Here is a 13028-nt window from a genome sequence, read left to right as displayed (position 1 = left end):
ACGGCGTGTGTGTTCGTGTCCTGGGGCATGGCGCGCCCTCCAAAAGGGTTTATGGGATGGGATGTCGCGGAGCGGGCCACTTGACCTTCGTCCCCGCGAGGACGATTTAGGATGTGACGAGACCGTTCGGTATCATCGCCACGGGGCAGAGATACTGACCGGTAACTCTCACGTCAAGATGAGGTAATTGAAATGGCCGCGAGAAATTCTGATGGGGGTGGGGAAGCCGGGGCGGACGCCGCGGTTTGCGCGCCCGCGTCGAAGCGCCCGGCCCGGGACCGTATCTTCGAGACGGCCCGCGAGCTGTTCTATCAGCACGGCATCCGCGCCGTGGGGGTCGAAACCATCGCCGCCGAGGCCGATGCGACCAAGATGACGCTGTACCGGAACTTCCCGTCCAAGGACGAGCTGGTCGCCGAGATCCTGCGCGAGCAGGAGCGCGACTACTGGGTCTGGTGGGATCAGGTTACGGCCTGCTGCTGCGACGACCCGCGCGGCCAGCTGGAGGCGATCTTCGACGCCTTCGAGGCCAAGGCCTGCACCGGCGACGTCCATGGCTGTCCGCTGTCGAACGCGGCGATCGAGCTGCACGAGGTGGATCACCCCGCCCAGAAGGTGTCGGTCGCCTACAAGCAGACCCTGCACGCCCGGCTGATCGACCTGTGCAAACGCGCCGGCGCCAAGGACGACGATCTGGCCGACGGCCTGATGCTGCTGATGGAAGGCTCTTCCTCGGCGCGGGTCACTCTGGGCGCCGAAGGGCCGGTGCGGGCGGTGGCTAGGGCGGGCAGGGCGCTGATCCGCTGCGCCCTGGGCGAGCGCGCCTGATACGGGTCCGGACGATCGCCGCGCCGTCCGGACTTTGTAATCTATTGTAAAAACGCTCCGGCGCCGCTGGCGGCGCCGTCGTCGGCGACGTCTAACTGACAGGTGAGACGTGTCGGAGAGCGTGATGGTCCAGTTGCAGGCGAAGGTTCGGGTTGGCGATGCGCCGCGCGGCGAACTCGTCATCCTCGATCCTTTCGTGCAGGACATCGTCAAGGCCCTGCTGGTGCTGGGCGGTTCGGCGCATCGCGATCTCGTCGCGGCGCAGATCGCCAAGGCCCACGATCTGGAGGGTCTTCCCCCGTCGGTGGCCGACGCCCTAGACGACGTCTTCGATCTCTATTGCGGCGGAGCCAGCGACGCACGGTCCGAGCGACTGCTATATCTCCCCTACGGTCCGCACAGCCGTCGCTGGGCCCTAACCGATCGCGCCATCGCCATGCTGCTTGACCGCCCGGCGGGCTCGCGATGAGGCCGCTCGCGCTGATCCAGCCTCAACAGCTTGGCCAGCTCGCGCCGTGGCTGATGCGGTTCATGGCCGCCAGCGTGCTGAGCCTGCTGTTGTGGACGGCGTTCCTGTGGGGACTGTGGCGGCTGGCTCACTAGGCTCCATCGGCGGGTGACCGCGAGCATCGAGCCCGCTAGAGTTCAATCCAAAGTTCGGACCCTGGCCTTCGCGCCAGGATGAGGGGGCGAGCGAACGTGCGCATCTTGGTCATCTCCCTGGCGACGGCGCTGGCCGTCAGCGGTTGCGCGACGACGCCGACCGTCACCCGTGACGGCAGCCCGGCGGTCCTGAAGGGCAAGAGCCTGGCGCCGCTCAGCGGCCAGGGCTCGCTGGCCAACGCAGCCCTGGCCAAGTCGATCGAGTCCGGCGTGCTCAAGCGCTTGGCCGCCAACGGCGCCGACGTCTCCAGCGGCAAGCCGCCGGCCTATCTGCTGCAGATCGGCGTCGGGGTCTCGCCGCCCAAGGTGGGAATCTCCAACGTCGCCGGTCCGTCGCTGAAGCAGACCGCCTGGCGCAGCGCTCCGACCAGGCGTCACTGGTGGCAGCGTCGCGGCCAGGCCCACACCGCCACCGCCGTGGTGCTGGACGTCGCCACCGGCAAGCCGGCGGCCTGGGCCAGCGTTCGCGCCGATCGCGCCGATCCCGAACAGATGGCCGAGCGGCTGGTGCGGGCGCTCGAGGCTCCGGCTCCCTAGGCGGCGCGATATTCCGGCAGGCGCAGGGTGAAGGTCGCGCCCGCGCCCGGCGCGCTGGCGCACAGCACGCCGCCGCCGTGACGCGCCGCGGCGGCGTCGACGAAGGCCAGGCCCAGGCCCACGCCGCCGGCCGCTTCCGAGCCTGGACGATCGAAACGCTGGAAGGCGCGGAAGGCCATGGCCGCCTCCTCCGGCGACAGGCCCGGACCCTGGTCGCTGATCGAGATGTCGACGAACGACCGGCCTTCGGTCTGAACCGCCCGGGCCGAGACTTTGATCAATGAGCCCTCGGGGCTGTATTTCACGGCGTTGCCCAGCAGGTTGACCACGGCGCGGGTCAGCACGCCTCGATCGCCGATGACCATCAGCGGGCTGTCGCAACCTTCCTGCTCGATCTCGATGTCGCGCTGGCGGCACTGCGGGTAGAGCTCGTCGACGGCCTCGATGGCGACGTCGCAGAAGTCGACCGGCTCCATGGCCACCGCCGTCACCTCGGCGCGGGCCAGCTGCACGAAGCCGTCGGCTAGCGCCAGGGTGCGGCGCGCGCAGGCGGCCAGACGATCGGCCAGCTCCGGCGGCACGTCCGGCGTCGTGGCCAGCAGGGCCAGGATCGAGGTCTGCGGCGAGCGCATGTCGTGGGTCAGCAGCTGCAGCGCCTGTTCCCGCTGGCGCATGGCGGCCGTCAGGGTGGTGATGTCGGCCAGCCGCACGATCCAGCCGGCGCTCTCGCCGGCGTCGTCGCGGCGAAACACCGTCTGGGACTGATAGGCGCGGCCGTCGGTCAGGTGCAGGTCGACGGGATCGATGCGCTCGGCCTCGGGCGGCCACGACTCGTCGAAGGTGCGGCCCAAGGGCTCCAGGGCGTTGAGCAAACCGGCCACCGAGGCGCCGGCGAGGGGCAGGTGGGTGGCGCGAAGCAGGGTCTGGGCGGCGGCGTTGGCGGCCACAACCCGGCGCTTGGCGTCCAGCACCACCGTGGCGTCGGGCAGGCTGAACAGGGCGTCGGCCGAGAACCGGCGCAGGTCCTCGATCCGGTTGATGGCGGCGCCCAGGCTGAGGGCCTGGCGGGCGACAAGGTCGCTTTCGAAGCCTTCGGCGGCTGGGGTCTGGGTGACGGGCAGCAGGCGGCGCAGTTCGCGGCCGAGCAGGTCGCTGACCCGGCCCAGCTGGCCCCAGCCCCAGACCAGCGACACCGCCGCCAGGCCGATGATCGTCGCCACCGGCGACAGCCAGAGTTCGCCGCGCCAGAAGAAGGCCGCGCTGAGCGCCAGGGCGGTGCTCGACAGTCCCACCACCAGGGCCAGGTTTGCTCGGGGCGGCAGCACCAGCAGGCCGGCCAGCAGCAACCATAGGAGGCTGAGCGCGAAGGCGATGCGGCTGAGCAGTCCCGCCGGATGGATCATCGCCCCGCTGCGCAGGCCGTCCAGCACGCTGGCCTGCAGCTGCACGCCGGTCATGGTGGCCGCGTCAGGCGTGACCGGGGTCGGGAAGGCGGGGCCGAGGCCGGGGGCGGTCATGCCCACGAAGACGGTGCGGTCGGCGATCAGCTCCGAAGGAACCTCGCCGCGCAGCACCTCGGAGAACGACACCTTGGGGAACCGCGCCGCCGCACCGCCGAACGGGATCAGCAGGGTCTCCGCGTCGCCGCGCGTGATGTCTGGCGCGCCGGGCGCGCGGGTGGCGCGGTGAACGACGGTCATCAGGTCCGGCGTCAGGTGCGGACCCAGGGCCTCGAACGGCGCCATCCGCCGGACCACCCCATCGGCGTCGAAGCGGACATGGACCAGGCCAAGCCCGGCCGCGCCCTCGGCCAGGGCGGGCAAGGGACCGACCAGTTGGTCGACGCCGCCCGGCGCGGCCGGCTCGATGAACTGAGGCAGATAGACCCGGCCCGAACGCTTGATCGCGGCGGCCAGCGCCTTGTCGTCGGCGGGATCGGCGGCCGGCTGGCTGAACAGCACGTCGTAGACGATGGTCCGCGCCCCGGCCTGGGTCAGGGTGTCGATCATCCTGGCGTGGGCGGTGCGCCGCCACGGCCAGGCCCCCATGTCGCGCAGGCTCTGTTCGTCGACCTCGACGATCAGGATCGACGGATCGACCGGACGCGACGCCGCGCGCTGCAGGGCGTCGTAGAGCACATTGTCCAGCCGCGCGGTCAGCGGGCTGGCGGTCAGCAGGGCCAGGGCCAGGCTGGTCAGGGTGGCGACCAGCAGCCAGTTCAACAGACGCCGTCCAGGCGAGACCGGGGACTCCGGCCGCAACAGTCGCGACGGCGAGATCAAGGCCTATCGACCGATCTGCAACGACTGCATCTGACCGACCTTTTCGCTATAGGCGCCGCCCTTGAAACGCACGGCGCTGACCCGCCAGCCATAGGTCCCCGGCGGCAGGTCGGTAAGGGTCAGTTGCGGTTCGGACAGGCCGGGCTGGTCGATGATCGGCGTCTCTGTGTCGCCCTCCGCGAACAGCTGGAAGCGGAAGTTGCGCACGCCGTCGCCGGCCGCGCTCCAGCGGAACAGGAAGTTGCGATGCTTGCCCGAGGCCTGCGGGCTGGGCGGCGCGCCTGGCTCCAGCACGTCCAGATCGCGGTCGAAGCTGTAGTCGGCGGGCAGGCCTTCCAGCCCACCCCCGTCGATGGCGGTCAGGCGGATGAAATAGGTGCCGTTGTCGACTGTTCCGAACTCGGCGTTCGGCTCGGCCGTGGTCTTCTCGGCGAAGATGTCGACGAAGCCGGCGTCGCGCGACAGGGCCAGGCGATAGGCGGCGGCCTTGTCGACCGGCTGCACGGCGAAATGGACGATCTTGTCGCCCTGGCGTTGGCCGCCGTCGCCCAGCTTGGGCGGCGGCAGAAGCTTCACGGGCGCGCCGACGCCGGCGGAGGTGGCACTGACGCCGAAGCCGGCCGGCACGGGCGGTCCCGAGGTCGTGGCCGAGGCCAGGTCGACGCCGACCGCGCCCTTCAAGACCTCGGTCTGCGCCTTTGCGCCCGAAGGGTCCTGGCCGACCCGGAACTCGGTGCCGCGCACGGCCGAGATCGACACCGGGGTGCGGACCTCGAACTTGGCGTTGGGATTGCTGTTGGGCGTGGCCGAGATTGTGCCGCGGCCCTTGTCCATCTGGAACACCCGCTGCGGGGCGTTGTTGAGGATGGTCTGGCGCATGCGGTCGATGCGCAGGCTGGTGTTGGACGGCAGGGTCACGCGCGAGTCGTCGGCCATGTCGAAGGTGGCGAACCCACCCTCGCCGGTGGTCAGACGGTGGCCCTCGACCAGCACCATGCCGGCCCGGGCCGGGGTGCGCTGGCCGCCGTTTTCGAGCTCGACCGGACCGCTGACGGCGCTGAGCCGGGCGTCGATCGGCGTGCTCTTGAGCAGGTTCGGATCGATCAGCAGCCTTGAGCCGACCTTGAGGTAGCGCGGATTGGCGACCTGGTTGGCCTTCTGGACGGCCAGATAGTCGCTGGGCTTGTTCAGATAGGACGCGGCGAAGCCGATCAGGGTGTCGCCCGGCTTGACCACATAGGACACGGGAGCATCCGGCGGGGCGGCGACGGCGGTCGTGGCGGCGGTCAGGCCGATGGCGGCGGCGAGAACCGCGAGATCGCGAGCAGTCGTCATCCTGGAGTCGCTCCGGCTTCGGCGTCTGCGTTCGGCCCCCCCTGGGGATCGCAGGCTTCGAGACGATAACCGAAACCATAGACCGTCGTCAGGCGAAAGCCGTTGGCGGGGCGAAGCTGAAGCTTCGAGCGCAGGCGCGAGACGTGGGCGTCCAGCGTGCGGGTCTCCAGGTCGGGGCGCTGGCCCCAGACCCGGCGCAACAGGTACTCGCGCGACAAAGGCCTGGCGAGGTTGTTGAACAGGATCATCGCCAGTTGGAATTCCTTGGGCGTCAGGGTCTCGACATGGTCGGCCCAGCTGGCGGTCTGGGCGGCGGGGTCCATGCGATAAGGGCCGTGCTGCTCGACGTGCGGTGTCACCGGCGGGCGATAGACGCGGCGGGCCAGGGCGTTGACCCGCGCGATCAGCACCGGAGGCTGCAGCGGCTTGACGATGTAGTCGTCGGCGCCGGCGTTCAGCCCCTCGACCAGATCGGCCTCGATCGAGCGGCTGGTCAGCAGCAGGACGGGCGGAGCGGTCGGCAGCATCTCGTCGATGCGGCGCAGGGTCTCGATCCCGCTGAGATCTGGCATGTTCCAGTCGATGATCAGCAGGTCGAAGGTTTGGCGGCGCAGTTCGGCCAGCAGGCGCTCGGGACGGGTGAAGCTGGCGCAGTCGTACCCCGCCGGCCCGAGCAGCCCGGCGACCAGCGCGTTGTGCGTATCGTCGTCGTCGAGAAGGGCGACTTTCATGCGCTCACTTGTAGAAGCTAATGCGCGCGCCCCGCTAGTCGCGGGGCGCGCGGCGGTCGGCCGTCTGTCCGGTGGGGGGGGATTCAGAAGATCGTCCGCCCATTGGGAATACCTTGTTCGCCCTTGCGCCGCGCTAGGCCAGGCAAGGAATTTACAATGGTTTACAGTCGGGTGCGAGACAGCTCGCCTCTCGCGGACGTTGAGGCGGCGATTCCGGTCGCCCGCACACTAGCGACGCCTGGCGAAGGCTCGCGGCGCAAATATTTAGTCCGTGAGACGGAAGGAGATCGGCGTCTCTCCAGTCGAGCGACCAGCGGTGGTCTTACATGTTGAGATCGATCATCCGTCTGTTGCGCGCCTTTGGTCAGACCAGTAGAGTAAAGCCCAGTATCCGAAAGCGCCTGTCCGGCGCCGAGGCCTCCTCCGCCCCGTCCCGCCGGTCTTTCGATGACGCTTTTCTTCGTGCTCCCTCCCGGGCCGGCCGTCGCGGCGCTTGAACTCTCGGTCATCAGTCCGCCAGCGCCCGTTTTCATCGAGGCTCCGCCCGCCGCCCCCGCCGCGGAGGAGGTGCAGGTCGAGGGCGTCCAGGTCATCGGCCGCGCGCGGGGCGAGGTGGACAGCGAGATCGAGCCCGAACTCACCCTGGGCGAGGACGACATCAAAGCCTATGGCGCGGGCAACATCGCCCAGCTGGTCGAGGCTCTGGAGCCGCAGCTGCGCAGCGGTCGCGGGCGCAGCGACGGCCCGCCGGTCTATCTGCTCAACGGCCGGCGGGTGACTGGCTTCCAGGAGATCAGCGGCATTCCCACCGAGGCGCTCATGAAGGCTCAGGTGCTCTCCGAGGAGGAGGCGCTGAAGTTCGGCTATCGGGCCGATCAGCGCGTGCTGGCCTTTAAGACCCGCAAGACGTTCCGGGCCATCACCAGCGAAGCTGAAACGCGGGTCGCCACCGAAGGCGGCCGGGCCACCAACCAGGTGACGGGCAACTTCTTCAAGATCAACGACGGGACCCGCTGGACCTTCGACCTGCAGCTGAAGGGCGAAGACGCGCTGTTCGAGGACGAGCGTGACATCTTCCGCACCTCGGACAGTTCGCCCTATTCGCTGTCGGGCAACATCCTGAGTTCGACGCGCGGCAATGAGATCGATCCCAGGCTCTCGGCCCTGGTCGGATCGACCGTGACGGCCGCCAGCGCGCCGGTCCGCGATCCCTCGGGCGCTTCGCCCAGCCTGGCCGACTTCGTAGCCGGCGCTGGCAAGCTGAACAACGACGACCTGACCGCCAATCGCAGCTTGCAGCCCAAGGGACGTCAGGCGGTGATCAAGGGCGCGATGACCCGCGACATCACCCGGCAGACCTCGGCGACGATCACCGCCAGCCTCGATGACAGCCGCAACACCAGCTATCTGGGCCTGCCGGGCGTGGCCATCGCCCTGCCGGCCGGCAGCCCGTTCTCGCCGTTCGCCGGAAATGTGACGCTCTATCGCTACATCAATGCGCCCGAGTCCCTGACCCGCGACACCGACAACCAGAAGGTCAATGTGAACCTGGCCATGACCGGCCTGGTGGCCGATTGGCGCTGGAACTTCACGGGCGCCTATGAGCGCGTCGACAGCTCGACCCGCACTGGAAGAGGTCTGGACACCGCCGCCTACCGCGCGGCGGTCGCCGCCAAGGACCCGTCGGTCAATCCGTTCGTCGATCCGCCCAAGACCTCGCTGAAGCTGGCGGCGTCGGACACCGCCGACTCGCTGACCAGCTTCGCCAGCGGCGAGCTGGTGGCGCGGGGCGACCTGTTCCCGCTGCCGGCCGGCGGATTGTCGCTGACGGTCAAGGCGGTCTTCGATATCCGCACCTTGGATGCGCAGAGCGTCCGTTCTGGCGTCCGCACCGACCGCGAGCTGTCGCGCCGGCGCGGCGAGGCCGAGGGCAGCCTGAACGTGCCGATCACCAGCCGGCGGCGCGAGGCCCTGGGCGCGGTGGGCGACCTGTCGTTGAACCTCAACGCCGGCTACGAGGAGCTGTCGGACTTCGGCGGGCTATTCACGGTCGGCGGCGGCCTCAACTGGTCGCCGGTCAAGCCGTTGAGCCTGGTGGCCAGCTTCACGGCCGAGGAAGGCGCGCCGTCGATCCAGCAGCTGAACGACCCGGTGGTGTTCACGCCCAATGTTTCGGTGTTCGACTTCGCCACCAACGCCAGCGTCAGCATCACGCGTATCGAGGGCGGCAACGCCAGCCTAAAGTCCGACACCCGCAAGGTCTTCAAGCTGGGCGCCAACTACAAGCCGTTCGACAAGACCGACCTGACGCTGAACGCCAACTACACCCGCAACACGACCGACGACTCGATCGCCTCGTTCCCGACCATCACGCCCGAGCTGGAATCGGCGATGCCCGAGCGCTTCACGCGCGACGCGACGGGCCGGCTGGTGTCGATCGACGTGCGTCCGGTGAACTTCAAGGCCACCGAGCGGCAGGAGCTGCGCTGGGGGATGAACTACTCCAGGGCCCTGGGCAAACTGCCGGCCGCGCGTCAGGCGGGCGCGTGGCAAGGGCAGGGCGGGACGGCGCGTCCCAGCCAGGGCCTGGTCACTTTCTCATTCTACCACACCTGGCGGCTGCAGGATGAGATCAAGATCCGCGACGGCCTGCCAGTGCTGGACCTGCTGGACGGTTCGGCCACCAACCGACGCGGCGGCCAGCCTCGCCACGAGGTGCAGATGCAGGGCGGTTATCTGAAGAACGGCGCCGGCGCGCGGCTGATCGGCAACTGGCGGTCCAAGACCTGGGTCGACGGCGGCCTGACCGGCCAGGACCTGTTCTTCTCGGACCTGGCGACGCTGAACCTGTCGCTGTTCGCCGACCTGTCGACCCATCGCGACTGGGTCAAGAAGCATCCCGTGCTGAACCGGTCGCGCGTCACCCTCAATGTCGACAACCTGTTCGACGAGAAGCAGGACGTGCGGGACGCGCAGGGGATCACGCCCCAGGCCTACCAGCCCGACTACATGGACTCGCTGGGCCGTACGGTGCGCTTCAGCGTCCGCAAGATCCTCGGCTAGGCCCGCGGACGCTTGGCCAAGGCCTGGGCGCGCATCGCCTTGGCCTGATCGGGCGCGACTTGCTCGAAGATCATCGCCAGGTGCTGTTCCTTGGCGTGCTCATTGTGCAGGTCCCAGGCCAGGGAGACGGGCAGGCGCAGGCGTGAACCGCCGTCCAGCCGCACCACCAGCACCCGCCAGCTGAAGCCCTCGCCGGCGTCGCCCAGCGGCTCCTTGAATTCCAGCGGCGCAGGATCGCGCAGCTGGAAGTCGCGCTCGGGCTTGGCGTCGAACCAGGCTTGGTCCGCCTGGGCGGTAAAATCGATCGCCGGGGTGACAACTTTTCCGGAAAGATTGCGAGCCACGCTTGTCTCCTGAGGCAAGGCGCGCTCTTAGCATTGGCCGGACGGCTTGCCATCCGTCGTGACGCGCCGACGTCATGGCGCCCGAGCCGTCACATGCCTATGTTACCGGTATCTCGACGGGCGATCCCGTGACAACTGAAGGAAGCCAAGCGTGCATTTGACGGGTGAACTGCTGATCGCGGGCGGCGCCACGCGCGGACTCCAGGGCGAGATCAAGGGCGTGAACCCGGCGACGGGCGAGACGCTGGAGCCGGCCTTCGGCGGCGCCACCCTGGCCGACCTGGAAGAGGCCTGCGCCCAGGCGGCGGCGGCCTTCCAGCCCTACCGCGCCTTGCCGTACGAGACCCGCGCGACCTTCCTGGAAGCCATCGCCGAGCACATCGAAGCGCTGGGCGACGACCTGATCGTCCGCGTCATGGCCGAGACCGGCCTGCCGCGTCCCCGCCTGGAAGGCGAACGCGGACGCACCACCGGCCAGCTGCGGCTGTTCGCCAGCGTGCTGCGCGACGGCGGCTTCCTGGAGGCGCGCATCGATCCGGCCCTGCCCGAGCGCAAGCCGCTGCCGCGTCCGGACCTGCGCCTGCGCAACGTGCCGCTGGGCCCGGTGGCCGTGTTCGGCGCCAGCAACTTCCCGCTGGCCTTCTCGGTGGCCGGCGGCGACACCGCCTCGGCCCTGGCGGCCGGCTGCCCCGTGGTGGTCAAGGCGCATCCGGCCCATCCGGGCACGTCGGAGATGATCGGCCGCGCCATCCAGGCCGCCGCCGCGGCGGTGGGCGTGCATCCGGGCGTGTTCTCGCTGATCCACGACAGCGGCTACGAGGTCAGCCAAGCCCTGGTCGCCGACCGTCGCATCAAGGCCGCGGGCTTCACCGGTTCGCGTCGCGGCGGCCTCGCCCTGGCCGCCATCGCACAGCAGCGCCCCGAGCCCATCCCGTTCTACGCCGAGATGAGCAGCATCAATCCGGTGCTGTTGCTGCCCGCCGCCCTCAAGGCGCGCGGCGCGCAGATCGCGCCGGACTTCGTGGCCGCCCTGACCCTGGGCGCGGGCCAGTTCTGCACCAACCCCGGTCTGATCCTGGCCATCGACGGCCCCGAGTTGGACGCCTTCGTCGCGGCCGCCGTCCAGGCGGTCGAGGCCAGCGCTGCGGCCGTCATGCTGACGCCCGGCATCTGCAAGGCCTTCGCTCACGGCGTCCAGGCGCTGAGCAGCTCGCCCGAGGTCACCACCCTGGCGCGCGGCCACGCCGGCGAGGGCCACACCGGCCAGGCGGCGCTGTTCAGCGTGTCGGGCGCGGACTTCATCGCCCATCCGCATCTGTCTGAAGAAGTGTTCGGCGCGGCCTCGGTCGTCGTCCGCTGCGCCAACCTGGCCGAGCTGTGCCAGGTGGTCGTGGCCCTGGAAGGTCAGCTGACCATCGCCCTCCATATGGACGAGGCCGATCATCCCCTGGTCGCCGACCTGCTGCCGGACCTGGAGCTGAAGGCCGGCCGCATCCTGGTCAACGGCTTCGGCACCGGCGTCGAGGTGGCCCACGCCATGGTCCACGGCGGTCCGTTCCCGGCCACCTCGGACGCCAAGGCGACCTCGGTCGGCACTCTGGCGATCGCGCGCTTCCTGCGTCCGGTCAGCTACCAGAACCTGCCGGCGGCCCTGCTGCCGGACGAACTGAAGACCGAGAACCCGCTGGGCCTGGCCCGCCGGGTCGACGGCAAGCTGAAGCTGGCCTGAGGCCGCTTCGGCGTCGCGCCGGTCAGGCCGCCAGGCGCGGCTCGGCCGCGCGACGCCAGGCGCTGGGGGTCGCGCCCACCTCGCGGCGGAACAGGCGCGACAGGTGGGCCTGGTCGGCGAAGCCGCAGGCCAGGGCGATGTGGCTGAGCGGCTCGTCCGAGCTCAGCATCAGGTCCTGCGCCCGCAGTACGCGCTGGCGCATGACATAGGCGTGGGGCGTCTCGCCGAAGCTGACCTTGAAGGCCCGCGAGAAGTAGCAGACGCTGCGCGCGGCGACGGCGGCCATGTCGTCCAGCGAGATCGAACCTTCCAGGTTCTCCTCCACGAAGCGCTCGACCCGGCGTTTCTGCCAGGGCGCGAGACCGCCGCGCGGGGTCTGGGCGGTCGGGGCCTCGACCGGACGGACGGCGAGCAGGGCGGTGAGCCGCGACATGCCTTGCCGGGCTGCGTCCAGGTCGTGATCCAGGAAGCTGCGCACCTCGTCCAGCAGGCGCGAGGCCTGGGCGGCCAGCAGGCCTTCCGGGGCCGTGGTCTGGGAGATCTGGATGTGCTGCCGGGTCATGTCGTCGCCTCGCTCTGCCGGTCGAAACCTGCAGTCCAAGGTAGCGGCGCCATGCCGCAGGGCTATTCGCCATGAGGTGGAGCTGGATCATCCATAGGGATGAGGCGACCCTCCCAACGGGCGATATCGGCGGGCGCGCGCTGATGGTGTGATGCGGTTCTGGTCGCCACCGTCGAAGAGTCGCTTGGTCGCGCTCGTAGCGTGTCCACTCATCCTTTGGTGTTATCCGCCCCCACTTTGGGGTTGGAGATTCCGCGGGCGACCGATGTTATCGTTACCGCATGAGCGACGCGATCATCCACATCGTCGACGACGACGAGTCCCTGCGCACGGCGCTGGGGCGGCTGTTCCGTTCCGTGGGGCTGGAGACCCGGCTCTACGGGTCCGCGCATGACTTCCTGGCCGTCGAACGGTCGGACGCGCCAGGCTGTCTGGTGCTCGACATCCGCATGCCCGGCATGAACGGCCTGGAGTTCCAGGACCAGCTGGCCGCCCTGGGCGTGCGTCTGCCGGTCGTGCTGATCACCGGTCACGGCGACATCCCGATGTGCGTGCGGGCGATGAAGGCCGGTGCGGTCGACTTCCTGGCCAAGCCGTTCCGCGAGCAGGACATGCTGGACGCGGTCTCGGCGGCCATCGAGCACGATCGCAAGCGCCGGGCCGGCGCCGAGGTCGGCGACGAGGCCCAGGCCCGGTTCGCGACCTTGTCGCCCCGCGAGCGCCAGGTGATGACCCTGGTCACCGCCGGCAAGATGAACAAGCAGGTGGCCGGCGACCTCTCGCTCAGCGAGGTCACCGTCAAGATCCACCGGCGTTCGGCCATGCGAAAGATGGGGGCCAAGACGCTGGCCGACCTGGTGCGCATGGCCCAGGCGCTGCAGCTGGAGCGCGCCTAACACCTTCGGATGATTCCGTCCGGCGACGTCCCGCTCCACATAGGAGGCGAGCGGACGT

Annotated in this window: 12 protein-coding genes; 7 read left to right on the top strand and 5 right to left on the bottom strand. The window is 69.4% G+C overall.

All coding sequences use genetic code 11. The annotated features are described in order from the left end of the window. Nucleotides 1-192: 192 nt before the first annotated feature. From AC1RUS_RS16710 to AC1RUS_RS16695, 4 genes are all read left to right on the top strand, one after another. Entirely contained in the window at nucleotides 193-828 is a 636-nt protein-coding gene (locus AC1RUS_RS16710; protein WP_492917718.1) for a TetR/AcrR family transcriptional regulator, read from the top strand. A 124-nt stretch (nucleotides 829-952) separates the two neighbouring features. After that, complete coding sequence (locus AC1RUS_RS16705; protein ID WP_492917717.1) at nucleotides 953-1297, top strand: hypothetical protein; 345 nt, start codon at nucleotides 953-955, stop codon at nucleotides 1295-1297. Continuing rightward, entirely contained in the window at nucleotides 1294-1431 is a 138-nt protein-coding gene (locus AC1RUS_RS16700) for a hypothetical protein (protein WP_492917716.1), read from the top strand. The genes AC1RUS_RS16705 and AC1RUS_RS16700 overlap by 4 nt, the downstream gene beginning before the upstream one ends. A gap of 96 nt (nucleotides 1432-1527) precedes the next feature. Then, complete coding sequence (locus AC1RUS_RS16695; RefSeq protein WP_492917715.1) at nucleotides 1528-2028, top strand: hypothetical protein; 501 nt, start codon at nucleotides 1528-1530, stop codon at nucleotides 2026-2028. On the opposite strand, the gene AC1RUS_RS16690 is transcribed toward AC1RUS_RS16695, so the two are convergent. From AC1RUS_RS16690 to AC1RUS_RS16680, 3 genes are all read right to left on the bottom strand, one after another. Further along, nucleotides 2025-4250 carry a CHASE2 domain-containing protein gene (locus AC1RUS_RS16690; protein WP_492917714.1) on the bottom strand — a complete coding sequence of 742 codons (2226 nt, stop codon included), beginning with the start codon at nucleotides 4248-4250 and terminating at the stop codon, nucleotides 2025-2027. The two genes, AC1RUS_RS16695 and AC1RUS_RS16690, sit on opposite strands and share 4 nt — an antisense overlap. Nucleotides 4251-4313: 63 nt before the next feature. After that, nucleotides 4314-5645: a FecR family protein gene (locus AC1RUS_RS16685; protein ID WP_492917713.1), complete on the bottom strand. Its 1332-nt coding sequence runs from the start codon at nucleotides 5643-5645 to the stop codon at nucleotides 4314-4316. Beyond that, complete coding sequence (locus tag AC1RUS_RS16680; RefSeq protein WP_492917712.1) at nucleotides 5642-6376, bottom strand: response regulator transcription factor; 735 nt, start codon at nucleotides 6374-6376, stop codon at nucleotides 5642-5644. Before AC1RUS_RS16680 ends, AC1RUS_RS16685 begins: the two co-directional genes overlap by 4 nt. A gap of 447 nt (nucleotides 6377-6823) precedes the next feature. Between AC1RUS_RS16680 and AC1RUS_RS16675 the strand changes: the two genes are divergently transcribed. After that, nucleotides 6824-9439 (top strand): TonB-dependent receptor, encoded by a 2616-nt coding sequence (locus AC1RUS_RS16675; protein WP_492917711.1) that lies wholly within the window; start codon nucleotides 6824-6826, stop codon nucleotides 9437-9439. On the opposite strand, the gene AC1RUS_RS16670 is transcribed toward AC1RUS_RS16675, so the two are convergent. Continuing rightward, nucleotides 9436-9783, bottom strand: coding sequence for a hypothetical protein (locus AC1RUS_RS16670; RefSeq protein WP_492917710.1), 348 nt, complete (start codon nucleotides 9781-9783; stop codon nucleotides 9436-9438). The genes AC1RUS_RS16675 and AC1RUS_RS16670 overlap by 4 nt on opposite strands. Nucleotides 9784-9934: 151 nt before the next feature. Here AC1RUS_RS16670 and AC1RUS_RS16665 point away from each other — a divergent pair, with 151 nt between their 5' ends. Then, nucleotides 9935-11512, top strand: a complete 1578-nt coding sequence (locus tag AC1RUS_RS16665) for an aldehyde dehydrogenase (NADP(+)) (protein ID WP_492917708.1) — start codon at nucleotides 9935-9937, stop codon at nucleotides 11510-11512. A gap of 22 nt (nucleotides 11513-11534) precedes the next feature. Here AC1RUS_RS16665 and AC1RUS_RS16660 read toward each other — a convergent pair whose 3' ends face one another. Further along, on the bottom strand, nucleotides 11535-12074 hold the full coding sequence (locus AC1RUS_RS16660) for a helix-turn-helix domain-containing protein (protein WP_492917707.1): 540 nt from the start codon (nucleotides 12072-12074) through the stop codon (nucleotides 11535-11537). A gap of 281 nt (nucleotides 12075-12355) precedes the next feature. On the opposite strand from AC1RUS_RS16660, the gene AC1RUS_RS16655 reads away from it, so the two are divergent. Further along, a complete protein-coding gene (locus AC1RUS_RS16655; RefSeq protein WP_492917706.1) occupies nucleotides 12356-12970 on the top strand; it encodes a response regulator transcription factor in 615 nt (204 codons plus the stop codon). Nucleotides 12971-13028 lie beyond the last annotated feature (58 nt).

The sequence above is a fragment of the Caulobacter sp. GW821-FHT10F06 genome, from assembly GCF_058809215.1.
This window is presented reverse-complemented; position numbering and strand designations above follow the sequence as displayed.